The organism is Pseudoduganella sp. jia 12, from assembly GCF_055502675.1.
Genome location: NZ_JBUXKP010000002.1, coordinates 669108 through 692666, shown reverse-complemented (window position 1 = coordinate 692666; position 23559 = coordinate 669108). Strand labels below are relative to the sequence as shown.

At 60.9% G+C, this 23559-nt stretch carries 24 protein-coding genes; 7 read left to right on the top strand and 17 right to left on the bottom strand.

Translation table 11 applies throughout. The features are described 5' to 3' along the window. Nucleotides 1-11 precede the first annotated feature (11 nt). Together ACY65G_RS05875 and ACY65G_RS05870 are read left to right on the top strand one after the other, a co-directional pair. The gene (locus tag ACY65G_RS05875; protein WP_464996419.1) at nt 12-1016 is read left to right on the top strand and encodes a serine/threonine-protein kinase; all 1005 of its coding nucleotides are present in this window, start codon (nt 12-14) and stop codon (nt 1014-1016) included. Next, entirely contained in the window at nt 1013-2083 is a 1071-nt protein-coding gene (locus ACY65G_RS05870) for a protein kinase domain-containing protein (protein ID WP_464996418.1), read from the top strand. The genes ACY65G_RS05875 and ACY65G_RS05870 overlap by 4 nt, the downstream gene beginning before the upstream one ends. A 133-nt stretch (nt 2084-2216) precedes the next feature. Here ACY65G_RS05870 and ACY65G_RS05865 read toward each other — a convergent pair whose 3' ends face one another. After that, on the bottom strand, nt 2217-3428 hold the full coding sequence (locus ACY65G_RS05865; protein ID WP_464996417.1) for a tyrosine-type recombinase/integrase: 1212 nt from the start codon (nt 3426-3428) through the stop codon (nt 2217-2219). A gap of 173 nt (nt 3429-3601) precedes the next feature. Then, a complete protein-coding gene (gene icd, locus ACY65G_RS05860) occupies nt 3602-4855 on the bottom strand; it encodes an NADP-dependent isocitrate dehydrogenase (RefSeq protein ID WP_464996416.1) in 1254 nt (417 codons plus the stop codon). Between the two features lie 137 nt (nt 4856-4992). On the opposite strand from icd, the gene ACY65G_RS05855 reads away from it, so the two are divergent. The 3 genes from ACY65G_RS05855 to ACY65G_RS05845 all read left to right on the top strand — a co-directional run bounded on the left by ACY65G_RS05855 (nt 4993) and on the right by ACY65G_RS05845 (nt 6353). Beyond that, nucleotides 4993-5550 (top strand): pseudouridine synthase, encoded by a 558-nt coding sequence (locus ACY65G_RS05855; RefSeq protein ID WP_464996415.1) that lies wholly within the window; start codon nt 4993-4995, stop codon nt 5548-5550. A 97-nt stretch (nt 5551-5647) separates the two neighbouring features. Next, entirely contained in the window at nt 5648-5848 is a 201-nt protein-coding gene (locus ACY65G_RS05850; RefSeq protein ID WP_464996414.1) for a hypothetical protein, read from the top strand. A gap of 67 nt (nt 5849-5915) precedes the next feature. Then, nucleotides 5916-6353 carry a DUF192 domain-containing protein gene (locus tag ACY65G_RS05845; protein ID WP_464996413.1) on the top strand — a complete coding sequence of 146 codons (438 nt, stop codon included), beginning with the start codon at nt 5916-5918 and terminating at the stop codon, nt 6351-6353. 140 nt (nt 6354-6493) lie between these two features. On the opposite strand, the gene rpsT is transcribed toward ACY65G_RS05845, so the two are convergent. After that, nucleotides 6494-6760: a 30S ribosomal protein S20 gene (rpsT, locus tag ACY65G_RS05840; protein WP_130185630.1), complete on the bottom strand. Its 267-nt coding sequence runs from the start codon at nt 6758-6760 to the stop codon at nt 6494-6496. Between the two features lie 269 nt (nt 6761-7029). Between rpsT and murJ the strand changes: the two genes are divergently transcribed. After that, complete coding sequence (murJ, locus tag ACY65G_RS05835) at nt 7030-8580, top strand: murein biosynthesis integral membrane protein MurJ (RefSeq protein WP_464996412.1); 1551 nt, start codon at nt 7030-7032, stop codon at nt 8578-8580. 68 nt (nt 8581-8648) lie between these two features. On the opposite strand, the gene ACY65G_RS05830 is transcribed toward murJ, so the two are convergent. The 12 genes from ACY65G_RS05830 to gspG all read right to left on the bottom strand — a co-directional run bounded on the left by ACY65G_RS05830 (nt 8649) and on the right by gspG (nt 18932). Beyond that, nucleotides 8649-9122 (bottom strand): FxDxF family PEP-CTERM protein, encoded by a 474-nt coding sequence (locus ACY65G_RS05830; RefSeq protein ID WP_464996411.1) that lies wholly within the window; start codon nt 9120-9122, stop codon nt 8649-8651. A gap of 267 nt (nt 9123-9389) precedes the next feature. Beyond that, on the bottom strand, nt 9390-10232 hold the full coding sequence (locus tag ACY65G_RS05825; protein ID WP_464996410.1) for a type II secretion system protein: 843 nt from the start codon (nt 10230-10232) through the stop codon (nt 9390-9392). Then, on the bottom strand, nt 10198-10578 hold the full coding sequence (locus ACY65G_RS05820; protein WP_464996409.1) for a type II secretion system protein: 381 nt from the start codon (nt 10576-10578) through the stop codon (nt 10198-10200). Before ACY65G_RS05820 ends, ACY65G_RS05825 begins: the two co-directional genes overlap by 35 nt. A 25-nt stretch (nt 10579-10603) precedes the next feature. Next, nucleotides 10604-11089: a type II secretion system protein gene (locus tag ACY65G_RS05815; protein ID WP_464996408.1), complete on the bottom strand. Its 486-nt coding sequence runs from the start codon at nt 11087-11089 to the stop codon at nt 10604-10606. Next, nucleotides 11089-13143, bottom strand: a complete 2055-nt coding sequence (locus ACY65G_RS05810; RefSeq protein ID WP_464996407.1) for a secretin N-terminal domain-containing protein — start codon at nt 13141-13143, stop codon at nt 11089-11091. Before ACY65G_RS05810 ends, ACY65G_RS05815 begins: the two co-directional genes overlap by 1 nt. Next, nucleotides 13140-13676, bottom strand: a complete 537-nt coding sequence (locus tag ACY65G_RS05805) for a hypothetical protein (RefSeq protein ID WP_464996475.1) — start codon at nt 13674-13676, stop codon at nt 13140-13142. The genes ACY65G_RS05810 and ACY65G_RS05805 overlap by 4 nt, the downstream gene beginning before the upstream one ends. Nucleotides 13677-13693: 17 nt before the next feature. Continuing rightward, a complete protein-coding gene (locus ACY65G_RS05800) occupies nt 13694-14257 on the bottom strand; it encodes a hypothetical protein (RefSeq protein WP_464996406.1) in 564 nt (187 codons plus the stop codon). Continuing rightward, entirely contained in the window at nt 14254-14790 is a 537-nt protein-coding gene (locus ACY65G_RS05795; protein ID WP_464996474.1) for a hypothetical protein, read from the bottom strand. Before ACY65G_RS05795 ends, ACY65G_RS05800 begins: the two co-directional genes overlap by 4 nt. Nucleotides 14791-14795: 5 nt before the next feature. After that, a complete protein-coding gene (locus ACY65G_RS05790) occupies nt 14796-15605 on the bottom strand; it encodes a hypothetical protein (RefSeq protein WP_464996405.1) in 810 nt (269 codons plus the stop codon). Then, complete coding sequence (locus ACY65G_RS05785) at nt 15598-17304, bottom strand: GspE/PulE family protein (protein ID WP_464996404.1); 1707 nt, start codon at nt 17302-17304, stop codon at nt 15598-15600. The genes ACY65G_RS05790 and ACY65G_RS05785 overlap by 8 nt, the downstream gene beginning before the upstream one ends. Beyond that, nucleotides 17301-18485, bottom strand: a complete 1185-nt coding sequence (locus ACY65G_RS05780; RefSeq protein ID WP_464996403.1) for a type II secretion system F family protein — start codon at nt 18483-18485, stop codon at nt 17301-17303. Before ACY65G_RS05780 ends, ACY65G_RS05785 begins: the two co-directional genes overlap by 4 nt. A gap of 21 nt (nt 18486-18506) precedes the next feature. Continuing rightward, entirely contained in the window at nt 18507-18932 is a 426-nt protein-coding gene (gene gspG / locus ACY65G_RS05775) for a type II secretion system major pseudopilin GspG (RefSeq protein ID WP_464996402.1), read from the bottom strand. Between the two features lie 1000 nt (nt 18933-19932). Between gspG and ACY65G_RS05770 the strand changes: the two genes are divergently transcribed. Continuing rightward, nucleotides 19933-21231 carry an acyltransferase family protein gene (locus ACY65G_RS05770; RefSeq protein WP_464996401.1) on the top strand — a complete coding sequence of 433 codons (1299 nt, stop codon included), beginning with the start codon at nt 19933-19935 and terminating at the stop codon, nt 21229-21231. 395 nt (nt 21232-21626) lie between these two features. Here the strand turns inward: ACY65G_RS05770 and wecB are convergent, their stop codons facing one another. Both wecB and ACY65G_RS05760 read right to left on the bottom strand, forming a co-directional pair. Further along, nucleotides 21627-22721: a non-hydrolyzing UDP-N-acetylglucosamine 2-epimerase gene (wecB, locus tag ACY65G_RS05765; RefSeq protein WP_464996400.1), complete on the bottom strand. Its 1095-nt coding sequence runs from the start codon at nt 22719-22721 to the stop codon at nt 21627-21629. A 178-nt stretch (nt 22722-22899) separates the two neighbouring features. Then, nucleotides 22900-23550, bottom strand: a complete 651-nt coding sequence (locus ACY65G_RS05760) for an NF038129 family PEP-CTERM protein (protein WP_464996399.1) — start codon at nt 23548-23550, stop codon at nt 22900-22902. Nucleotides 23551-23559 lie beyond the last annotated feature (9 nt).

Here is a 23559-nt window from a genome sequence, read left to right as displayed (position 1 = left end):
TTGTTGGAGGGATGGCAGAAGTATTGCCATGCCAAGACACGATACTTGAACGTCCCGTCGCCATAAAGATAATGCCAGGCAGCGTTAATCGGCGCCGTGTACGTGACGAGCTGACGGCTTTGTTAAAAATGCGTTCAAAACATGTGGTCCAGGTATATGACGTACTCAAATGGCAGGAAAATGATCTAGCAATAGTGCAGGAATTCATAGATGGAAACGATCTTTTTGATCCAAATTTAGCCCCAAAGAATACTACTGATTACTTGAAGTTGGTTTGGCAGATTGCGTCGGGAATTGCTGACATACACACATTAGATGTCATTCATCGCGACATTAAACCGAACAATATGAAAGTCGATCGCGAAGGAGTTGTCAAGATTTTCGACTTTGGGTTAGCTCGTGACGAAGGCCCCGAAGCCGCAACTCAAGTTTTTGTCGGCACGCGCGGTTTTGCTGCGCCAGAGTTATATCCCCAAGGTGCGCAATTCACCGCTGCGGTGGATACTTATGCATTCGGGGCAACCGCTCTTTATCTTGCATTGCAGGATTTACCAGCAGACTTGAAGCGTCAGCCTCCACTTGCCGCGACTCAAAACTATTTTGAATTTTTACCCTTCCCGTTGGAAGCCGAGGTACGCAATATCTTACATGCATGTCTCGATCATGATGTGACTAAGCGGCCACGAATGCAGCAAGTAAGGTCAGTTCTTGCGAAGCATCTTTTATTCGACCGTCATAAAGCGCTGATCGTTTTTCAAGGGGCTGCATCATATTTGGATGCATCTAACAGAGCTGTGACATTGACATTGCCCAATATGGGAAGCGTCGAGATTCGCTATAACGGCTTCGATTTTCGCGTGCATAGCGTTAGTGGAGACGTGTATATAAATAATGCTCGGTGCGCAGTTAATTATGCTTTACCTGGCGCATGCGTGGTTACTTTAGGGGCACCTGAGTATCAAGCTCAGCGAAGATATATAACTTTCGACTTATCACATCCGGAGATTGTACTGTGAGCGGCCCACTAAAAGCTGGCGATCTGATTGGCGGACGCTATGAAATTCAGAAATATTTATCAGAAGGCGGGATGCAATTCGTATATGTAGCGCATGATCAGTTAACTTCGCGCATGGTTGCATTAAAGACACCTAAAAACCGTTCGGCTCAAAAGCGCTTTCGCCGTAGTGCTGTTGTTGCCGCCAAGGTTAATCATCCGAACGTAGCCAAAACGCTTGATTATGTTCGGTCTGCTGATGATCGTTATTTGATTGAAGAGCTGATTGAGGGAGAAGACTTAAGGGCCGCGTTACTTCAAAATACGGCGTTCTTAGACCCCTATTTGGCGGCAAAGGTATTTCACCATTTAGCAAAAGGGGTAGCCGCTGCTCACCATGCCGGAGTTATTCACCGGGATCTAAAGCCTACCAACATTATGGTGGTGGGAGGCTATTCGTTAACTGAGCTGAAGGTTACTGACTTTGGCATCGCAAAAATGGCGGAAGAAGAGCTAAAGGAAGCAATTGAGGGAGGCGAGCAAAGCATGACTACCTCTCAAACTGCAATAGGCGCATTGCCGTATATGGCACCAGAGGCCATAGAGGATCCTGCATCGGTAGGGTCCGCCGCTGACATATGGTCGGTTGGTGCAATGATGTTTCATCTTATCTGCGGAATTCATCCCTTTGGCCAAGGCTTAAAAGCAGTTCCCAAAATCATATCAGCGAACGTAGCTGATATTCCGCAGTTCGTTACTGCCAAGGCTCAATTCAAACCTTTAGCAGCTGAATTGCTTGAAATAGCGCTTTCTTGCTTGAAAAAGGACCCTGCCGATCGACCATCTGCGGATCAGATCGTATCGCGATGCAGCAATTTATGTTACACCTCGTCGGCGCGGTCCATAGGCGTCGTGAGTAGGTATCTCTACAATGCGTTTGGATTTATTGGCACCCCTTACGGAGACGTGTTTTTCCATAACGAATGTGTCTATGGAGCTATTCCAGCCGTCGGCGAAACGGTTATTTACTCAAGCTACAACGGCGGAGGAGCCCCCAGAGCGCTGCCGGTCCAGAAAGTGAATGTATAACTATTTATATCCTGTATGGAGTAGTTACTGACGAAAGCCTGCATGATGCCGGGGAGGCGGCTCAAGCCGCCACTTCGATGTAAAATAGGCGTTAGAGAACATTAATTTCGCGGCTATTACAGCCAAATTTATCTTATTTCGCTGCAGCAGCAAGCACGTCGATTCGATCAGCCAGAAACTGCAGAGCATCACGACGCTGCGGCTCTAGCTCGTGGTGCTGATAGGATGCAGTTACTTGATTTTTTTCTTGGTGCGCGAGAAGCAACTCAACGACGTCACGGCTAACCCCGTGTTCGCGCAGTAAAGTGGCGGCGGTTCCGCGAGTTCCATGCGGCGAAAAGTCTGGGACGCCGAAATCTAAGCGCTTGAATAAATGGTTAAGGGTTGCATCTGCAAGCGGAATGAGGACACTTTGAACCGAATGGAATGCGTATTCCTGCTTCCCGGTGACAGCGTAGAGCAACCGCAACAACTCAACCGCCTGACGCGATAGAAATACTCGATGAGGGCGACGAGATTTCATCCTCTCAGCAGGAATATCCCACCGCCGCTCATCAAGATCGAATTCCACCCATTTTGCCCTCAAAACCTCGACTTTCCTGCACATGCTATATGTCAACAGTTTCGCCGCAGCTAAGGTGATGAAATGTGCACGCTGCATATTGAGAGAGCGCCAGAAGCGACCAAGCTCTTTTTCGTTCAAGTGACGATGATGAACTACTGTCGGGAGCTCTATGACGCCTCTGAACGGCAATGCAGGATTCGCCTCAACAATTAGCTTCTGTATCGCATAATCAAAGATAGCCTGGATAGTCATGCGAACTTTTTCGGCAGTCACAGGAGTATTGCGGCGTTGCTCGATGATTTCAAGTATATCCTTGGGTTTGATGTCAGCGAGGCGTCTTTCACCAATTTCCGGCCAAACAAAGCGCGTCAGAAATGATCGAACCTGCTTCTGATACGTAGGAGATTTCTTTCCCATCTTTTCGATCAGCCATGTCTCAGAGAAGACGCGGAATATATCGGGCGCGTCGACTTCACTAGCGCGGAACTTCTTAGTATGCTTTTCCTCTTGCTTGTGCTGCGCAGGACTAATGCCTTGAGCGAGCAAAGCGCGGTATTCACGATGCATCTCCCTGGCTGTTGCAACGCCGATTTCCGGGTAAGGTCCAATCGTCACCTCAGTACGCTTTCCATTGAAACCGTACTGATACCGCCAAGTCTTCGTGCCAGTTGTCGAAATCTCAACAAATAACCCCCCGCCGTCACTTATCTTCTGCACCTTGCTCTTGGGCCTAGCATTGTTGATAGCGGTTGCCGTCAGCTTATAGTTAGTGACTCTCATCTTACCCTCGTTTTCATTGTCGATTGAGGGGAAACTAATCAATCACCCTCACCTTTACCCTCACTATCTGAGGGTTGCAATGATAGCTCATGGAACAATTTGAAACAAAAAAAAGCCCCGTTCTCCTATGAGAACGAGGCAAATGTAACCTCGAGAAATTGTCTAAAACGTCGTTACATGTTCTCGATCATCACTTCGCCAAAGCCGGAGCACGATACCTGCGTGGCCCCTTCCATCAGCCGGGCGAAGTCGTAAGTGACGCGCTTGCTGGTAATGGCTTTTTCCATCGATGCAATAATCAGGTCGGCCGCCTCGGTCCAGCCCATATGGCGCAGCATCATCTCGGCGGACAGGATCAGTGAACCCGGGTTGACGTAATCCTTGCCGGCATACTTGGGTGCCGTGCCGTGCGTGGCTTCGAACATCGCCACCGAATCGGACATATTGGCGCCCGGCGCGATACCGATGCCGCCTACCTGGGCGGCCAGCGCGTCGGAAATATAGTCGCCGTTCAGGTTCAACGTGGCGATCACGCTGTATTCGGCCGGGCGCAGCAGGATCTGCTGCAGGAAGGCGTCGGCAATCGAATCCTTGACGATGATGTCCTTGCCCGTTTTCGGGTTCTTCACCTTGCACCACGGGCCGCCATCGATCAGCTCGCCACCGAATTCCTTTTGGGCCAGCGCATAGGCCCAGTCACGGAAGCCACCTTCGGTGTACTTCATGATGTTGCCCTTGTGGACGATCGTGACGGAGGACTTGTCATTGTCGATCGCGTACTGGATCGCCTTGCGCATCAGCCGCTCGGTGCCTTCCCGCGACACCGGCTTGATGCCGAGGCCGGAGGTTTCCGGGAAGCGGATCTTGCGCACGCCCAGTTCCTCCTGTAGGAATTTGATCAGCTTTTTCGCCCCTTCCGAGCCTTCGGCATATTCGATGCCGGCATAGATGTCCTCCGAGTTTTCGCGGAAGATGACCATGTCCGTCTTGTGCGGCTCCTTGACGGGCGACGGCACGCCGGCGAACCAGCGCACGGGGCGCAGGCAGACGTACAGGTCCAGCTCCTGGCGCAACGCCACATTCAGCGAACGGATGCCGCCGCCCACCGGCGTCGTCAACGGTCCCTTGATCGACACCACGTAATCCCTGACTGCCGCCAGCGTTTCCTCGGGCAGCCAGACATCGGGCCCGTAAATATTGGTGGATTTCTCGCCCGCATAGATTTCCATCCAGCTGATGCGCCGCTCGCCGCCGTAGGCTTTGGCCACGGCCGCATCGACCACCTTCAGCATCACGGGCGTGATGTCGACGCCGGTACCGTCGCCCTCGATGAACGGAATGATCGGCTGGCTTGGCACAGTCAGCGAATAATCCGCGTTGACGGTAATCTTCTCGCCGTCGACCGGCACTTTGATATGTTGGTACATCGAGTTCTCCGAAGTGAAGCGACGCTGGCGGCGCCATGACCTGTATTTCACGCGTGTCTTCTATAAGATAAAAGACAACGGACGATTATGCATCAGTATTTTACTGGCTGCCATCCTTTAGTCGGTACAATCCCGCAATGCTGATCTTACTTAACAAGCCATTCGAAGTATTGTGCCAGTTTTCCCCGCAACCGGAGCGCCGGACGCTGGCTGACTGCGTGCCCGTGCCGGGCGTTTACCCGACCGGGCGCCTCGACGCCGACAGCGAAGGATTGTTGCTGCTCACGGACGACGGCAAGCTGCAGCATGCGATCGCCCACCCGGACCGCAAGGAACCCAAGACCTACCTGGTGCAGGTGGACGGGATCGCCGATGCCGCCGCGCTGGCGCGGCTGCAGGCGCCGCTCGACCTGGGCGATTTCGTGACGAAACCCTGCCGCGCCGTGCGCATTGCCGAGCCGGAGTGGCTGTGGCCGCGCAACCCGCCGATCCGCGCGCGGGCGGACAAGCCTACCTCGTGGCTGGCGATCACTCTGCAGGAAGGAAAGAACCGGCAAGTGCGGCGCATGACAGCCGCCGTCGGCCTGCCCACGCTGCGCCTCGTGCGCAGCGCGATCGGCGCGGTATCGCTCGCCACGCATCCGCTGATGCCGGGCGAGTGGATCGAGATCGACCCTGCCGCATTGCGGGCCTGAAGGCACGCTTAAGAACCCCTTAGGCGTGCCAAACGATGCCGGCAGCCCGGATATCATTGCGCCGTGGGATGTTCCCACTAGCCAAAGGAAAACCATCATGTCGAAAATTTTCGCCGCGCTGGCAGTCACGCTGTTCGCCACCGCCGCTTTCGCCACACCAGCTCCCGTGCATCACGCCGCGCCGACCAAGACCCATGCACATGCCCATGCCGCGCAACCCCAGCACGTCAAGCACAAGAAACATGTGCGGCCCATCCAGCACCACGCGAAGACACACAAGCGTTCACACGTTGGCTGACTCCTGACAGTCATTGCATGCCGCGGGCCCCGTGCCCGCTCGCTATCCACCCACTCCCGCCCGACCGATGAAGACTGCCCTTGCCCTTGTTTTGCTTTGCGCTACTGCCGCTGCCTCCGCCCAGGATGCGCGCTTCGGCACCATCACGCTGACCGCTGGCATGCACCTGATCAAGGCCGAGGTGGCGGCAACCGACGCACAGCGCGCACAGGGGCTGATGCACCGCGAATCGATGCCGGTCAACGCCGGGATGGTGTTTGTGTTCGATGCGCCGGCCACCCAGTGCATGTGGATGAAGAACACGCTGCTGCCGCTGTCGGTCGCTTTCATCGATGCCGAGGGCAGGATCGTCAACATCCGCGACATGCAACCGCAAACCCTGGACAGTCACTGCTCGACCAAAGGCGTGCCGGTGAAGTACGCGCTCGAAATGAACCGCGGCTGGTTCCAGCAAAAGCACATCAAGCCGGGCATGAAGATCGGTAACCTGCCGCCGCAACGCTAGCGAAGCGCTGATTATTGCTGAGTATTTCTAATTATTGCCGGTGGAACGGCGTCACCGCGCAAGCGAAAAACCCGCGATGGCAATGCCATGCGGGTTTTAAGTGTGCACCTGTCTGGCGGCCATTGCCGCCGCACGCGAACTTAGGCGGCCAGTGCCTTCAGGGCAGCTGCCAGGCGGCTCTTGTGGCGAGCGGCCTTGTTCTTGTGGATGATTTTCTTGTCGGCGATCGAGTCGATGGTCGACACGGACGACTGGAAGATCTGCGTTGCGGCAGCCTTGTCGCCGGCCTGGATAGCCTTGCGAACAGCTTTGATCGCGGTACGCAGGGTCGAACGCTGTGCCGAGTTGTGCGCGTTTTGCTTGACTGCTTGACGAGCGCGTTTGCGCGCTTGTGCGGTATTTGCCATGGAATTTCCTAAATCGTTGTCAAAGTTCGTTTGCAAACAACAGCGTTTGCCAAACCGGTGCGTTCAGTCTGACCACGCAGGCCAACGCAGAGCTGGTCAACATCGATGTCTGCGTCACTGAATTCTGTACAGCCTTAAATTATAACGACCTTTTGATGCCGGAGCAATTCAAAAAGTGGGAATCTTGCCGAAATCTTGCCAGAACCACACACGCCAGGCTTCAGAAGATTGTAAGACTTGCATCGTAGTGGCAGCTATAATCTCGGCCCATGAACCTGCTCAGAACCCTTGCTGCCGTCTCCAGCATGACCATGCTGTCGCGCGTTACGGGCCTGCTGCGCGAAAGCCTGTTCGCCCGGGCTTTCGGCGCCGGCGCCTATACCGATGCCTTCAACGTGGCCTTCCGCATCCCCAACCTGCTGCGCCGCCTGTTTGCCGAAGGCGCGTTTTCCCAGGCCTTCGTGCCCATCCTTGCCGAATACAAGGACCGCGAAGGATTCGAAGCGAGCAAGACCCTGTCCGACCATGTCGCCAACTGCCTGGTGTGGGCCACGCTGCTCGTCAGCGCCGCGGGCATCGTTGGGGCCCCTCTCCTGCTGGCCGTGATCGCGGGAGGACTGAAGCAGGATGGCGGCGCATTCGATGCCGCCGTCTGGATGACCCGGCTGATGTTCCCCTATATCGCCTGCATGTCGTTCGTGGCGATGGCGGGCGGCATCCTGAACACGTGGCGCCAGTTCAAGATCCCCGCATTCACGCCAGTGCTGCTGAACCTGTCGATGATCTCGGGCGCGTTGTTCCTTGCGCCTCACCTGGAACAGCCTGTTTATGCGCAGGCCATCGCCGTGTTCGTGGGCGGCTTGCTCCAGGTCGCAATCCAGGTGCCGGCCCTGATCAAGATCGGCATGCTGCCCCGCCTGTCCATCAATCCGCTCGCCGGGCTGGGCGATGCGGGCGTGCGCCGCGTGCTGAAAAAGATGGGGCCGGCCGTATTCGCCGTGGCCGCTGCCCAGATCAGCCTGATGATCAACACGGCCATTGCTTCGCACCTGCGCGAAGGCAGCATTTCCTGGCTTACCTATGCCGACCGGCTGATGGAATTTCCGACCGCCCTGCTGGGCGTGGCCCTGGGCACGATCCTGCTGCCCAGCCTTTCCAAGGCCAATGTGGACGGCGACCCCCAGGAATACTCCGCATTGCTGGACTGGGGGCTGCGCCTGACGCTGCTGCTGGCGATTCCGGCCGCCGTCGGCCTCGCCATGCTGGCCCTGCCGCTGGTCGCCACGCTGTTCCACTACGGCCACTTCAGTGACGAAGCGGCGCGCATGTCGGCCCGGCCGCTGATTGCCTATGCGGTCGGACTGACCGGCATCATTCTCGTCAAGACCCTGGCGCCGGCGTTCTACGCCAAGCAGGATATCCGCACGCCCGTCAGGATCGCGGTGGGCGTACTGATCGCCACGCAGCTGATGAACCTGGTGTTCGTGCCGTTTCTCGAGGTGGCCGGCCTGGCGCTGTCGATCGGCCTCGGTGCCTGCGTCAATGCGACCCTGCTGTTTACCGGGTTGCGCAAGCGCGACATCTACCGGCCACTGCCCGGCTGGGGCAAGTTTTTCCTGAAGCTCGTCGTCGCCGTCACGCTGATGGGTGCGGTCGCATGGTTCGGCAGCCAGCAGTTCGACTGGCTGGGCCTGCGCGAGACGCCCCTCCTGCGCGCCGGTGCCCTGTTCCTCGTGATCGGCGCCTGCGGTACCGTGTATTTCGGCGCCTTGCTTGCCCTTGGATTCCGCGTGCGCGATTTCAAGCGCACGGGCAAGTAGCCCTGAACTTCATCGGACGAAAAAAACCCGCTGCCTAGGCAGCGGGTTTTTTTATGCATGAAACCGAATTAAGCCTGCTTGGACTTGCGACGGGCCAGGAAGCCCATGATGCCCAGGCCGCCCAGCAGCATGCCGTAGGTGGTTGGTTCCGGTACAGCGGAAGTCACGGTGACTTCGCCACTGTACTTCGCGCCGGCCAACGCGGTGCCGTACAGGTTCAGCACGAACGGGCCTTGGTCGGTCACTTCCACTTCGAAGAATTTAGCCTTGCTACCGAAGATTTCACCGGTGGTACCGTTCAGGTTGCTATTGGCGCCGAAGGTCACGTTCTGGCCGCTGATCGATACCAGGATGTTGTAGAAGCCAGCTTCCAGGCCGTTGAACGTGATCACATCGTGACCGCCGTACAGTGCGCCATTGACAGCGTTCGAGGTGTTGAAGAAGTTATCGGCACCAACGTTCAACGTGACGGTCTGGTTATCTGCGAATGCGCTCATCGAAGCGACAGCCAGTACGGATGCTACGGCGAATTTGAGTTTCATGAAATTATCCTTGTGAGAGTAGTAGTAGTACGTCGCTGGTCAGTACATTGCTGAACTGCTGAAATAGATCATAACATAATGGCACTAAAAAATAACACAATGAAATTGTAAATTTTTCAGTGCAAGTATTATTTTCGCAACATTCATTGCAACTTCGGCTACTGTACAGGAGATTCCGTCCCAGTGCATTTCTTTTCGTAACTAATTGTTATCAGGAAAAATCATGTGCAGACCTACAACAACACGGGATGGTTGCGCGTAGAGGCGTTACGAATCGGTTTTGGCTGGCGCCTGGTCCGGCCGTGCCGGGGATTCGTCTGGGGTGTCCGTTGGAGCTTCAGCCGGCGATACAGGCTCGGCCGGCTCTGGCTCGGTGGATTCAGGGGGTTCGGCAGGGTCAGCCGGTTCGGCAGGTGGCTCGGCAGGAGGAGCATCCACCGGATCAACCGGCTCCGCTGGCTTCTGGGGCGTTTCCACGACTGGCGTAGGGCGACCCGATACCGGAGCAGGCGTGGGCGTGCCTGCCGGTGCAGGCGTGGGCGTGGGCGTGCCTCCCGGACCAGGCGCAGGCTGGCCAGGCTGGCCTGGCTTGACCTGCCCCGGCGGCAGCGGTTCCTGGCCATCGAATGTGAAGACCCATTCCGAAATCTTTTGCTTGCCGTTGAACGCCTGGAATCGCGACGGGAAATTGCTGATCTTGATCGGCCTGGCCGTGGAGAGGCTGTAGATGCCGAGGATGCCGCGATTGTCGGCCAGGTAGCGAATGCCCCATTCCGCCTTGCCGGTCAGCGGATCGACGAAGATCTTGCGCAGATGGCGGCGCGTGCCGGGGAAACGCGGATCCTTCAGCAATTCCTTCAACGTGGGCGGCTGCGGAGGCTGGCCGGCCGGGGTGACGGCGGCATAGCTCTTCAGCGCATTACTGAACTGTTCGCCGATGTGCAGCAGGTCGCGCTCGGCCTGCGCGCGCTGCATCGTGACGCCGACGCGCACGGTCGTGGCGGCAACCAGCCCGATGATGGCGACCAGGATGATGAGCCCCACATAGGTGAAGCCGCCGGCCGCGTGCGGCCGTTCACCACTCCGAATATGGCTTGCCGCTGCGGTCATTGCCCGGTGCTCCGCTCTTGATGTCGGCGATGCCGCCCTGCGCCGGGTCTTCCGGCGGCAGCAGCTGCCAGCTGTCGGCGGTTTCCGTGATGGGGTCGACCGGCAACGCGCGCAGGTATTTTTTCTCGACCAGTTGTTCCAGCGATTCCGGATAGCGGCCCGTGTCTCCGTAAAACTGGTCGATGACCATGCGCGTAGTGCGCAGGTTATCGGCGAGGATCGTTTCCTTTGTCTTGTCGACGCTGGGGAAATAGCGGGGCACGGCCAGTGTCAGCAGCAGCGCCACGATGCCCAGCACCACCAGCAATTCGATCAGCGTGAACCCCTTGGGCAGCTTGTTTACCATGTGCCTGCCATTGACGACCATTTGTTTACCATTTTCGATAGGGAATGCCGTTCAGTCCCACCCTGTCGGAAGTCGAATACACGTCATAGACGTCCTCGCCTTCGCGCGGCTCCTCGGGCTCGCTGGCGTAACTGCGCTTGCCCCAGGTCTGCGCAGCCGATTGCTCGCTGTCGGTCGAGAACGGGTCGCGCGGCACGCGGCGCAGGAAAAAGATCTTGCCCCGCTTCGGATCGCGCAAATCCGGCACGCCATCGGCCAGCATCTGCAGGTTTTTCGGATAGCCGGTGCCGCCGGTGGTCTTCTCGATCCGCCCGTCATCGTAAGCCTGCTTGTAGTCGTCGAGCGCCTTGCGGATCTGGTACAGCGCCGTGCGCAGTTCGCCCTCGTTGCGGCGTTGCACCGTTACCTGCGCCGTGGGGATCACGAGCGCCGCCAGCAGGCCGAGGATGGCCACGGTGACGAGCAGCTCGATCAGCGTGAAGCCGTGCCGCCGGCGGAGCGGACCGTTCATCACTGGTTCTGCGCGGGGGACGGCGCGGTGGTGGCCGGTGGCGGCACGGTGGTCGATGGCGGCGGCGTGACCGGCAACACCTGTACCGGCTGCTGCGTCACGCTCGATGCCGGGCCCGGCTGCGACGTCGACAACGGCACGCCGGCTGGCGTGCCCGACTCCTGTGGCGTGCCTTGCGGCGCTGGCGCACCGTTCGCGGGCGCCCCGGTTGCCGGCGTGCCCGGTACGGGCGCGCCACGCTGCGGCAGCATCACCGGCGTGCGCACGGACAATTCCGGCTTGCGGCGGAAGTTGGCTTCCGTGCCGGCGGAGAATTCGGTGGCCTCGGCGGGCGGCCGCTGCAGGTTGCGCACCAGGCGCGGCGTAATCGACAGCACGATTTCCGTTTTCTGGGAATCGTCCGACTGCGTGCCGAACAGCCTGCCAACGATCGGCAGGTCGCCCAGGCCCGGCACCCGGTTGCCGCCCGTGCGTTCCTCGTTGTTGATCAGGCCGGCCAGCACCTGGTTTTCGCCATCCTTCAGTTGCAGCATCGTGGAAGCCTGGCGGGTACCGATCCGGTAGGCCGTGGTACCCGATGCCGTGGTGATCGAGCTCACCAGGTTCGACACCTCGAGCGAGATGCGGATTCCGACCTCGTTGTTCAGGTAGATCGTGGGTTCGGCGTTCAATGTAAGGCCCACGTCGACATAGCTGACGCTTTCCTGCGCGAAGCCGGCGGTACCGGGCGACACGGTGGTGGTAATGACGGGCACCTTGTCGCCGATCAGGATCTTGGCCTTTTCCTTGTTGCGCACGCGAATGCGCGGGTTGGCCAGCAGGTTCGAGTCCGCAGCCTCGCGGTTCGCCGTGGCGGAAGCGCTGATGCCGCTGATGCCGAGCGTGCGGCGGTTCAGGTTATCCAGATCGCTCAGCGTGAGCGTCGAGCCTCCGCTCGATATCAGCGGCGTCAGCGATACAGTGGTGGGCCATGCCACGCCCAGTTCGAGCAGGCTGCTGCGCTTGACTTCGAGGATCTCCACTTCGAGCATGACCTCCGGCTCGGCCATGTCCTGCACCGCCACGATCTTCTCCGCCAGCCGGATCGCATCGGCGTTGTCGCGCATGATCACGAGGTTCAGCTTTTCGTCGGCCACCACGTCGCGCGATTTCAGGATCGTCTTGAGCGTGTTGGCAACCAGCTTGGCTTCGGCGTTGGCGAGGAAGAAGGTCTTGACGACGGTTTCCTGGTATTCCTTCAGCTTGGCCGCGATATTCGGATAGACGAGGATCGTGTTCGCATCCATCACCTGCTGTTCCAGCTGGTTCGTCATCAGCAGGTAGTACACGGCCGATTCGACGGTGCTGTTCCTCAGCATGATGGTGGTGCGTGTATCGGCCTTCACATCCTTGTCGAAGACGAAATTGAGCCCGGAACGCCGCGAGATCACGTCGAACACCTGTTTCAGCGGCGCTTCGCGGAACTCGATCGTGATCGGCTGCTTGTAGGCCTTCGCGAGCGCGGTTTCGCCGCCGTTCGGCGGATTCTTGTCGGCGATCTCGCGTTGCAGCGCCTTCGCGCGCGGCTGGTCCGGCTTCTCGGCCAGCACCGCCTCGAGCTTGGCCATGGCGCCGTCGAATTCCTTTTTCTCGACCAGCGCGGCGGCATCGGCCAGCAGCCTGTCATGGCGTTCGGCCATGTCGAACGAACGCAGTGCCATGCGCGCCCGTTCATTCTGCGGATTGAGCGCCAGCACGCGCTGGATATTCTGCAGCGCCAGCTCGCGCTGGCCCTCGGTCGTCTGCCGCTCGGCCTGGTCCATGTAGCGCATGATCGCGCGGTCGCGCGCCTGCAGGTACGTCGCGCGGTATTGCGCGTTGCCGGGATCCTGCGCGATCGCTTCCTGCAGCTTCAGCAGGCCCGCTTCCACTTGGTCCTTTTCAACGAGCGCGGTACCGTCGCGATAGGCCATCTGCCCGGCGCACCCCGCCAATGCCAGGGCCATCGCGGACAGCGCCAGCACCCGGCGCACCCGGCCACCACGTATCCAGCCTCCATGAGCGTGCTTGTTCAATCCATGACTCCAATATTTAGCTGTTGCACCTGATTCAGGGGCAGGTAGGTCACCGTCAATGTCGGCGGCACGATCGTGTCGACGCGGTACATGCCGTCGATCACGGTGCCCACCCGTGCGATATAGGTGCGGTCGGGACGACCCAGGTAGACTTCCCAGGCGCCATCGGCCACGCCCTTGCCCAGTACCGTGAACGGCAGCGGCGGCGCGGTGGGCGCGGGCGGCGGCGGCGGCGGGCCACGCGGCTCTTCGGGCGGCGGTGGCGGCGGGTTGAAGTTCTGGCCGGCGAACACGCCGTCGCCGCCCTTGAACGCGCCCTCCCCCGTCGCGCCGATCAGCTCCGCGCGCGGCACCAGCCGGAGGATCGTGCCACTTGCCGGCGGCGAGGTGGCCTCGCGTGCCGCGGCGCGCGGCGCGCGGACCTGCTGCGCAGCCGGCACCTGCGCGCGCTCGACCGGCTCGGCCACGTCGTTCTCGGGTGCGTTGTCGCCGAATACCGCAAGGCCTGCCGCGATCGCCAGGGCCGCCCCCATCAACACGTGCCGCGACTTCACGGCGCCTCCTTCAGGAACAGCGTGATGCGCAACCGCGCCTCCACGACGGGATCGGCGATCGTATCGCGCCGGAAGCTCACTTCGTCGAGCGAAGCGAATGGCACCGCGGCCAGCGCCTCGAGCGCGAACTGCCAGATGTTGCGGTAAGTACCCTTCACGGGCAGCGCGACCTGGTACGTGGTCACGCCGCTGGCCTTGTCGAACGCGAACTTGTATTCGCCCTGGTTGAGTGCCAGGTTCGACTTGCCGGCCAGGTCGAACAGTGTCTTGACCTGTTGCTCGGCATGGCGCTTCTCGCCCACGGTCGCGTAGAACAGCGAGAGGTTTTCATTGGCCGTTGGCGGCAGGGGTGCCTCGACCAGGGCCCCGGCCGTGGGGAGCGGGCGGGCCAATTCCTCCTGCAATGCGGCCCGTTGCGGCAGCAGCCATGCCCACGTTGCCAGGCCGGCCACCAGCAGCGCGACCGCCAGGCAGGCCGCCCCGCCGGCGCGCATCACGAACAGGCGCAGCGCCAGCATGAGCGGCGCCAGCCGGATCTCCTTCATTGCGCCCTCCTTCATTGCGCCCTCCACTGCACTTCGACCTGGAAGCGGATCGGATGGTTCGGATCCTGTTCGCCGATTTCATGGCGCACCAGCGCCGCGCCGGTAAAGAAATCCTGCTGCTTCAGCACCTGTACATAGCCCACCATGTCGTCGCTGTTGCGCGCCTCGGCCGTGATCTTCAGCACCTGCTTCTTCGGATCGGGATCGAGCGCCAGGAGCGCGATATTGGCCGGCGTGGCATTGCCGATCGCATCCTCGAGCGCGCGCCACGGCACGTTCAGGCGCAGGATCGCCGCGTTGACGGCGCTGGCCTGCGCTTCCGGAATCGCCACCTCGGCCACGCGCGCCGGCCGCTTCGACAGCGCGGCCTGGCTGGCCCGCAACCGCTCGACCTGCTGTTCGCGCGCAGCGCGCTGCTCCGCCATCTGCGTGGCGAACCAGGTGCCGCCGGCGCACAGCGCGATGCCCGCCAGCCCGGCCGCCAGCAGCGCCGGATGCAGCCGGTACAGCGCGCGCCGCCAGGTTGCCTGGGCAAAGTCGATCTGCATGGGTTTCACGGTGCGCTCCCGGAAAAGGCCAGGCGGCCGGCGGCGGACAGGTCGTCGCCCTGCCCCACATCGAGCCGCGTGGCGGTTACGTGCCCGGCACCGGCCGGCGTGTCCAGCGCCGCGGGCAGCACACCGCACAATTGCAGCTGCGCCGGCACGTCGAGGCCCAGCAGCAGGGCCTCGCGGCCCACCATCTGCGTCAGCCAGTAATGGTCGGCTCCCGGCGGCACCTGCAGTGCGCGCACGGCGCGCAGCTGCCGGCCCTCGATGGCGGCCACGGTGAGCAGGCCGTCGTGCAGCTGGCCGAACCACGCACCGGGACGGATCGCGCGGCACCAGCGGTTCCACGCGGTGACGAAATGCGGCACCACCTGCACCACGTGCAGCCTGCTTTCCAGCGCCACGGCGTCGACCAGTGCCAGCAGCGTGCGCGGCACGGCGGCGGCGAAGAACGGTTCCGTGGAATGCCAGTCCGCCGTGACGTGCCAGGCGGCGGGGCCTTCGCCATACAGCGCATGGAAGCGCAGCGCAGCGGCGGCCTCCATGTCGGCCAGCCGCGCCGCGCCAGGCGGCGGTGCCACCTGCCACAAGCGGCAAAGTTCGTCCGCCAGTACCACCGTAACCGGCCAGCCGGCCACGTCCTGCCCGGCGAGCAGCGCCCGCAATGCTCCGCCCAGCGCTTCGCTGCCGGGGCCCGGCACCGGCTGCTCGGCCAGGACCGTCACCTTGTCGTGACGCCAGCGCGAGGCGGCCAGCAGGCTGACGGCCTCCGTCGCCACGCCGAGGCGCAATACCTGTCCGATCGCCCTACGCATGCAAGGTCACCCGCTTGATCTCGGCAAGCGTGGTGCCGCCGCGCTTGACCAGTTCGAGCGCCGCGTGGCGCAGGCTGCGCGTGCCATTCGCATACGCGGCCTGCTTGACCTGGCGGATCGGCCGCTTCTCGACGATCAGTTCGCGTATCTCGTCGTTCAGCGTGAGGATCTCGGCGATCGAACGCCGGCCCTTGTAGCCGGTGCCGCGGCAGTCGCCGCAGCCTTTGCCGGCCTTGAACTGGTAATCGAACACGTCGGCGCGGGACAGGCCGACGCTGGCCAGCTCGTCGTCGTCCGGCGTGTAGTCGGCCGCGCAGTGCGGGCAGTTGATGCGCACCAGCCGCTGTGCCCAGATGCCGTTCAGCGCCGATACGAACGCATACGGATCGATGCCCATGTGCGTGAAGCGGCCGAACACGTCGAACACGTTATTGGCGTGCACGGTCGTCAGCACCAGGTGGCCCGTGAGTGCCGACTGCACGGCGATTTCCGCCGTTTCGCGGTCGCGGATCTCGCCGACCATGATCTTGTCCGGGTCATGGCGCAGGATCGAGCGCAGGCCCTTGGCGAACGTCAGCCCCTTCTTCTCGTTGACGGGAATCTGCAGGATGCCGGGCAACTGGTACTCGACCGGGTCTTCGATCGTGATGATCTTTTCGCGGCCGTTGTGGATCTCGGTCAGCGCCGCATACAGCGTGGTCGTCTTGCCGGAACCGGTTGGCCCCGTGACCAGCAGCATGCCATAGGCTTCCTGCGCCAGCGTGCGCAGCGTGGCCAGCGACGGCGCATCGAAGCCCAGCGATTCCAGCGACAGCGAACCATATGCTTCGATCATCGCACGCTTGTCGAGCACCCGGATGACGGCATCCTCGCCGTGGATGCTGGGCATGATGGAAACGCGCAGGTCGATCTCGCGCCCGGCGGATTCGACGCGGAAGCTGCCGTCCTGCGGCACGCGCCGCTCGGCGATGTCCAGTTCGGCCAGCACCTTCAGGCGCGAGATGATCTGCTCGGCGACATCGATGCCGCCCACGGCCGTTGCATGGTCGAGCACGCCGTCTACCCGGTACTTCACGGCCAGGCCGCCCGCCGTGCTTTCCAGGTGGATGTCGGAAGCGCCGGCCTTCAACGCATCGTACAGCGTGGAGTTCACCAGCCGCACCGCCGGGCTGGCGGCCTCGGAGACCGAGGCAAACGACAGCACGGCCGCGGTCTTGCCATCGCGCCGGCCATTCTCGGTACCGGGCAGCAGGGAATCGGTGGCACGCGCACCCTCTTCCTGTTTCGACAGGTAGGCGGCGATGTCGGACTGCAGTGCGAGACGCACCTGCAGCGGCGCGTGCGGCGTGGCCCGCGCCTGCGCGGACAGCCAGGTTTGCAGGTCGATATCGAATGGATCGGCGATCACGCCGATCACCACGCCTTCGTGCGTGCGCAGCAGCACGCATTTCCTTGCCATCGCCTGCGACAGCGGCAGCAGGTCGAACGCCGGCGAGAATGCCAGCATCTCCACCGTTTCCAGCACGGCAAGGCCGAACGGCAACGCCAGCGCGCGCACCACCAGGCGCGGCTCCATGCCGGTCAGGGTTTCCAGTTCTTCCACCAGCATGCGCTTGGACACGGCCTGGGCGGCACGCGCCCGCGCCAGCAGCGCATGATCGAGCGAGGCGATCGCGCTCTGTAGGGCCGGATTGTTCACGACATTTCTCCGGCAAGGTCAAAAATGGGCATGTACAGCAGTACCACGATGGCACCCACGATCAAACCGATGCCGGCCATCAGCAGCGGTTCGAAGGTGCGCGTGAAACGGTCGATCCAGCGGGTGATTTCTCCGTCGTAGAAGGCGGCCGACTGCGTCAGCATCGGCCCCAGGTCGCCGGTGCGTTCGCCCACCCGCAGCATGCGCAGCGAAATCGGCGTGGTGAGCCCGTTGGCCTCGAACGCGGTGGACAGCGGCAAGCCCGACTCGACGGCGCCTTTCGCCAGCTGCAGGCCGCTTTTCACGTTGGCCGACACCATGCCTTGCACCGTGTCGATCGCCTGCACGATCGTGATGCCGCCTTCGTTGAGCATGCCGAGCGTCAGGTACAGCCGCGACAGCTCATAGATCTTGACCCGTTCGCCAATGGCTGGCAGCCTGGCCAGCAGGCGCACCAGGCCGCCGCCTGCCATCAGCCGGCGTACGCTCACGATGACTGCGGCCAGCACGAGCACGAAGCCGGCCAGCAGCGCACCGGTGTGGGCGCCCGCGAACTGGCCCCAGGACAGCATCACCTGCGACAGCCACGGCAGGTTACGGCCTGCGCCCTGGTACACCTCCGCGAAACGCGGCACCACGTAGCCAATCAGGAACATCGACACGCCACCGCCCACCAGCAACAGGATGGAGGGATAGATGGCGGCCGAGACGATCTTGGCGCGCACGATGTCGATGCGCTGTTGATAGTCGATATAGCGTTCGAGCGAGCGCGGCAGGTCACTGGTGCCTTCGGCGGCACGCACGATGCCCACGTACAGCGGCGGGAACAATTGCGGCTGCTCGGCCAGCACGGTGGAAAAGCGCTGGCCTTCGCGCAGGCCGCCCAGCAGGCGCTCGAGCACGCCACGCGTGGCCGGGCTGGCTTCCTTTTCCAGCAGTGCTTCGAGGGCCTCGACGATGCCAAGGCCGGCCCTGAGCAGCGCCAGCAATTCCTGGCTGAACAGCACCAGCGAGAGAGCCTTGACGCGGCTGGCGCGCAGTGCGCCGCGCACCGGGTGGATGGCACTGACGAACAGGCCTCGCGCCTCGACCTGGCGCCGCGCGTCGGCCTCGTCGCGGCCGTCGACCACGAGGTGGCCGATCACCATTTCCGGCGACAAGGTGCGGACGTCGAACTGCATGGGATCGCTGCCTGGAACGGGTTACTGCGAAATGATGTCGGCGTTGTCGGCGGTACCGCCCGGCTGGCCGTCCTTGCCGAGGGAGGTGATCTCGTAGTCGCCGCGCGTGCCAGGCGCCTTGTACTGGTACGGATGGCCCCATGGGTCGGGCGGCACGCCTTTCTTCAGGTACGGACCGTTCCACTTGGCGCCCGCCGTGGCCGGAGCCGCCAGCAACGCGCCCAGGCCTTCTTCCGTGGTCGGATAGCGGCCGACATCGAGGCGATAGGTATCGAGGGACTTTTCAAAAGCTTCGATCTGCGCCTTCGCGACCGTGACTTCCGACTTGCCCAGCTGCGAGAAATACTTGGGGCCGACATAGGCTGCGAGCAGGCCGATGATGACGATCACCACCAGCAGTTCGAGCAGGGTGAAACCGCGCGCGCTTGCGCGTGCATGGCGGTTCATGATTTGCGACTTGGACTTCGCTGGGTACATCCGAAACAACCTCCGATTGCCGAGTGGACGGTGAAGGCTACCACGTCATTTACGGTTTAGACAATTTATTATTGGTACTTGGCTGCGACTGCTTGCCCCCTCGTCCTGAGGCCGCCAATCATTGACAGGAGATACCGGGCTCGACCTAATGGCATGTTCGTTTCACGCGCCATGCCACTGCCTATGCGCGGTGTGTACTCCGCCAGGCTTCACCGGGATTGCAGATGGATTTTATGGTCGCCAGCCTGCGATCCAGGAGGCTTGCGCACAACGCGGATGCAGGCCGGCGCGCCAGGTGGCCAGCCCGCTTTGGCCAGGTGACCAGCGCCGGCTGTCTCCAGCACAGTACCATGCCCCCCCGGCCACGCCCTGCAAGACCAGGCAAGGCGTGGTGTCCGGCACGGCAACCTGTACGTATGAACCCGCGAGCCTGGCTCCAGGCCGATGCTGGCACGCCTGAAGGCCAGACATGTCGGTACGACAATACACACTATCACGCCATGCAATAAGGCCCGAAGCTGTACATTCGATACTGGATAAGGTTAAAATAACAACTTCGGTCAAGGTGAATTTCCAGTTTGCCAACGACATGGAAGTGTCCGCTGTTGCTTCGATACCGCATCAAATTACCTCTTGTCCAGGCATGAGTGCATCGATATCGATCGGAAATGAATTCAGCTCCAGGCATCGCCGAGACCCGATTCTGTCTGCACGCTGAGATGCTGTGTTCACGGCATGCTTGGCGAAATATGCCCGGCAAGGTTTGTCATCGCAAAAGTCAAGACGATCTTGTAAAAATATTGCAACTTTACTTTCCAATCCATCAACCGCCTGATTGGCGACTTGATCAGTCGCCGCATGCAATCGACAACCTGTTTCGAACGGCACTGGCCCTACTCGTAATGCAGGCATTCCATAGCCGTAGCTTAGTCGCATCATTATCGAGCCACCCATTTGAAGCAAGAGTGAAATGAAAACAAATAATCTGGAATCGGGGGCCGCTGAGCCTGAATACGCCGCCGTTACGGCCAAACAAAAAGGATTCTGGGCGCTGAACTGGCTGCGCTTTATCCTGGCAGTCTATCTGGTCCTCTTCCACACTCTGCGGATCTATTACCCATCGATCGAGAACAGCTGGACCGCGGACGTACTTGGCTTGGGCAATATGGCGACCAGTGTCTTCTTCGTCCTGTCCGGATTTCTTCTCACATATGCGTATGTCGTGACGAAAGATGGCCGTAAAATCAACAAGCGGAATTTTCTGCTCGCCCGGTTCTCCACGCTTTATCCCTTGCACATCGCCGGACTGCTGCTGGCAATCGGTCCTGTCGCGGTCACGCTGTTCGCACGTAATGGGATTACTGTCAGTATCGATACAGTGGGCGAGATGACCCGCGTGCTCGCGCAGTGGGAAGTCGCACTTGCCCTGGTAATGTGCTTTACTTTGCTGAATGCATGGAATCCGTTTTATATGGTCTTCAACGGACCGTCATGGTCCCTGTCCGCGCTGGGTTTTTACTACGTACTGTTTCCTGCTCTTGCGTTGAAGGTCTATCGATTGAAATCGACCAGGATGGCGATCGTGCTGCTTGGCGTGGCGTTTGTCCTGCCTGGGGCAATTGCCGATCTTCTCCATCGAACGGATGTCTTCACCGATGGACTGTTGCACAGGAATCCCCTGATCCGCCTGCCGTTATTCGTGGCGGGTATGGTGTTGTGCGTAAGGTTCGCACGCAGTCCGGCTGCCAGCAGGTCAGGACATTGGATCGTGTCATGGACTCTGGTCATCGCCACGATCGCGATCGGCATCATCATGACTCACCAGAACCAGCATCTGCACATCATGCGAAATGGCTTGTATTTCCCAGCCAGCCTTGCACTCATCTGGCTATGCGCATGCATGAAACCGACGCGCCACGAACGGCTGCGCTATTGGGGTGACCGATTGGGTGCGGCATCCTTACCGCTGTTCCTGCTGCACATTCCGCTGTTCGCCCTGTTTCGCAAGGCCGAGCAGGTATTCCAGGTGTGGTCGGCAAGCCCTGGCGGCTTTACCCAGGTGCTCGCCATGGCGCGACAAGCAGAACAGTCCCTCCTGTTCTATCCGCTGTATCTGGTACTTCTCGTGATTGTCTGCGTGATGGTCCAGGAGCGCTTTGTAACGCGCGTGCAAAAAGCCATCCGCAACCGCTATTCCGACCGGGGCAATACGGGGGGCGAGGCCGGGACAGCGAACGTTCCCGTTCGCGCGCAGGTCAGTGGCACCTGAAGAAGCCGGAAAGCCGGTACTTCGGTAGAGCCGATGAACTGGCGCGCACACGGGGAATCGGTATGGAACTGATTGCCGGGCTCACCGGCGGATGAAACGGATATGACCAGTCAGGCTGCCTTCGGTGGAAGGCAGCCTGACTGGTCCATAAACTTCCCTGCGGTGCAACGCACGAATGTTTCGGCGCTGCCTTTGACAGCGGAAGTGATTCGACGATGTTCGCGCCATCGCTCACACGAGCCGGCAGCGTATCCCACGCACGTTCGCAGGCTGCCGCACCGTCGCGGTTGCATATCACTTCTTGTTTCGCGCTGACTCTGCGCGGATCCCTGGTTGAAGGCTCGTGGCGGGGCGCCACGGGCAGGCGAATGCCGCCTGAGAAAGGCCAGGGTCGTTCAGACCAAAAACTGGTCCAGCACGGCCACGATGCGATGCGCAGCCTGCCCATCCCATAAATGGGGCCGCCGGCCTTGCTTGCCTTCGCCGCGCAATACCTTGCGCGCCTCGTCGACAATACGCACCGGATCAGTGCCGACCAGCGAATTGGTGCCTTCTTCGACAGTCACGGGACGTTCGGTATTTTCGCGGATCGTCAGGCATGGTACACCCAGGGCGGTGGTTTCCTCCTGCAGGCCGCCACTATCGGTCAGCACGACCGCAGCGTCTTTCCACAGGTCGAGGAACGCCATGTAGGCCTGCGGTCCCACGAGGGTCACATTCGGCCCAAGGTCGATACCGAACCGCTCCAGGTTCCCTCGGGTACGGGGATGAACGGGGAAGATCAGCGGCACTTCGCTGGCGATCTCCGTCAGTGCCGATCCGATCCGCCCCAGCATCGCCGCATCGTCGACATTGCTCGGCCGGTGCAGCGTAACAACGCCATAGCGCCGGCCAGCGAACTCACGCTTCAATGGCTGGGGTTCAAAGCCACCCTCCACCAGCTTGCCGGCCTGGTACAGCACGTTGTCGACCATGACGTGGCCGACATAATGCACACTTGATTCAGCCTTGCCCTCGCGCCGCAAATGTTCCACGGCGCTTGGCTCGGTTGCAAAGAACCAGTCGCTGATACTGTCGGTGACCAGGCGGTTGATTTCCTCGGGCATCGTCATGTCGCCGCTGCGCAGGCCGGCTTCCACATGCGCCACGGGAATGTTGAGTTTTTTCGCGACGATCGAGCAAGCCAGCGTGGAGTTCACGTCGCCCACCACCAGCACCGCGTCGGGCCGCTGCTCCAGGCACAGCTTCTCGAAACCCAGCATGATCTTGGCAGTCTGGTCGGCATGGCTGCCGCCACCTGCGCCCATGAACACATCCGGCGCGGGAATGCCCAGTTCTTCGAAGAACACATCGTTCATCTCGCGGTCGTAATGCTGGCCCGTGTGGATGATCCGGTAGGCCAACCGGGAGTGGCCCTCCATGGCACGCACGATCGGCGCGATCTTCATGAAGTTAGGCCGTGCACCGGCCACGAGATAGACAGTTTTCATTCAGCGCTCTCCTGCTTCGGATTTGTTATTTTAGCAAATCGGCAAGTATCTGGCACTGATTGCTTGGATGTGGCATAGCCGACGGACGCAGGTGTGATTCCTGCCGGGCAAGCGATGAATCCCGCCGGGCGCAAGGACCTCGGCGGGAAACCAGGTCGGCCCAGGACCGACCTGCGGATCAGGCAGCGCTGGGGCGACGCCGGCGGGCTGCGGCACCGGTGACGAGCATGCTGCCGATGGCAAGCATCAGCCACGACGATGGCTCGGGCACCGCGGAGATCGCTGCGACATCCGAGTAGCTCGCAGCATCGAACGACCCGCTGCCACCCGGCGTGGTGGCAGGTGCCCACGCGATGTCGACCAGCCTGCCGTCAGTGGCGGATGACGCTCCCAGCGTCGCCGTGACATCGGTGTCGTAGGCCCATACCCCGAACACCGACCCATATGCGCCGCCGGACAGGTCCACATTGTCACCCGCGAAGGTGACGTTAAAGCTCAGTACCTGGCCGTAACCCACGGCATGGAACAGGCTGTTGAAGGTTTCGCCGTTGCCGATCACGTAGCCGGACGCCAGCGAGCCCGACACCTGGCTCGTGGCGTCCACTGCCGCATCCGCATCGAACCCCTGGAAACCGCTCAGCGTCACGGTGGTTGCGGGCGACACGCCCGGATTGGCCGGGTTGTACTGGAAGTCGAGCCAGCCGGCAGCACCGAACATCGTGGTATCGATGCTGACGGCGAACGTGGTATCGGCCAGAGCCGCACTGCTGCCGAAGGCCAGGGCCAGCGCGGTCGCGACGGTACGTAATTTCAGAATATTCGCAAGCATGGGTTTTCC

What these genes read in the sequence shown, in the direction of transcription:
- ACY65G_RS05875 (WP_464996419.1), top strand. Translation starts at nt 12, where the DNA reads ATGGCAGAAGTATTGCCATGCCAAGACACGATACTTGAACGTCCCGTC.
- ACY65G_RS05865 (WP_464996417.1), bottom strand. Translation starts at nt 3,428, where the DNA reads ATGAGAGTCACTAACTATAAGCTGACGGCAACCGCTATCAACAATGCT.
- icd (WP_464996416.1), bottom strand. Translation starts at nt 4,855, where the DNA reads ATGTACCAACATATCAAAGTGCCGGTCGACGGCGAGAAGATTACCGTC.
- ACY65G_RS05855 (WP_464996415.1), top strand. Translation starts at nt 4,993, where the DNA reads ATGCTGATCTTACTTAACAAGCCATTCGAAGTATTGTGCCAGTTTTCC.
- ACY65G_RS05850 (WP_464996414.1), top strand. Translation starts at nt 5,648, where the DNA reads ATGTCGAAAATTTTCGCCGCGCTGGCAGTCACGCTGTTCGCCACCGCC.
- ACY65G_RS05845 (WP_464996413.1), top strand. Translation starts at nt 5,916, where the DNA reads ATGAAGACTGCCCTTGCCCTTGTTTTGCTTTGCGCTACTGCCGCTGCC.
- rpsT (WP_130185630.1), bottom strand. Translation starts at nt 6,760, where the DNA reads ATGGCAAATACCGCACAAGCGCGCAAACGCGCTCGTCAAGCAGTCAAG.
- murJ (WP_464996412.1), top strand. Translation starts at nt 7,030, where the DNA reads ATGAACCTGCTCAGAACCCTTGCTGCCGTCTCCAGCATGACCATGCTG.
- ACY65G_RS05830 (WP_464996411.1), bottom strand. Translation starts at nt 9,122, where the DNA reads ATGAAACTCAAATTCGCCGTAGCATCCGTACTGGCTGTCGCTTCGATG.
- ACY65G_RS05825 (WP_464996410.1), bottom strand. Translation starts at nt 10,232, where the DNA reads ATGACCGCAGCGGCAAGCCATATTCGGAGTGGTGAACGGCCGCACGCG.
- ACY65G_RS05820 (WP_464996409.1), bottom strand. Translation starts at nt 10,578, where the DNA reads ATGGTAAACAAGCTGCCCAAGGGGTTCACGCTGATCGAATTGCTGGTG.
- ACY65G_RS05815 (WP_464996408.1), bottom strand. Translation starts at nt 11,089, where the DNA reads ATGAACGGTCCGCTCCGCCGGCGGCACGGCTTCACGCTGATCGAGCTG.
- ACY65G_RS05805 (WP_464996475.1), bottom strand. Translation starts at nt 13,676, where the DNA reads ATGGGGGCGGCCCTGGCGATCGCGGCAGGCCTTGCGGTATTCGGCGAC.
- ACY65G_RS05800 (WP_464996406.1), bottom strand. Translation starts at nt 14,257, where the DNA reads ATGAAGGAGGGCGCAATGAAGGAGATCCGGCTGGCGCCGCTCATGCTG.
- ACY65G_RS05795 (WP_464996474.1), bottom strand. Translation starts at nt 14,790, where the DNA reads ATGCAGATCGACTTTGCCCAGGCAACCTGGCGGCGCGCGCTGTACCGG.
- ACY65G_RS05790 (WP_464996405.1), bottom strand. Translation starts at nt 15,605, where the DNA reads ATGCGTAGGGCGATCGGACAGGTATTGCGCCTCGGCGTGGCGACGGAG.
- ACY65G_RS05780 (WP_464996403.1), bottom strand. Translation starts at nt 18,485, where the DNA reads ATGCAGTTCGACGTCCGCACCTTGTCGCCGGAAATGGTGATCGGCCAC.
- gspG (WP_464996402.1), bottom strand. Translation starts at nt 18,932, where the DNA reads ATGAACCGCCATGCACGCGCAAGCGCGCGCGGTTTCACCCTGCTCGAA.
- ACY65G_RS05770 (WP_464996401.1), top strand. Translation starts at nt 19,933, where the DNA reads ATGAAAACAAATAATCTGGAATCGGGGGCCGCTGAGCCTGAATACGCC.
- wecB (WP_464996400.1), bottom strand. Translation starts at nt 22,721, where the DNA reads ATGAAAACTGTCTATCTCGTGGCCGGTGCACGGCCTAACTTCATGAAG.
- ACY65G_RS05760 (WP_464996399.1), bottom strand. Translation starts at nt 23,550, where the DNA reads ATGCTTGCGAATATTCTGAAATTACGTACCGTCGCGACCGCGCTGGCC.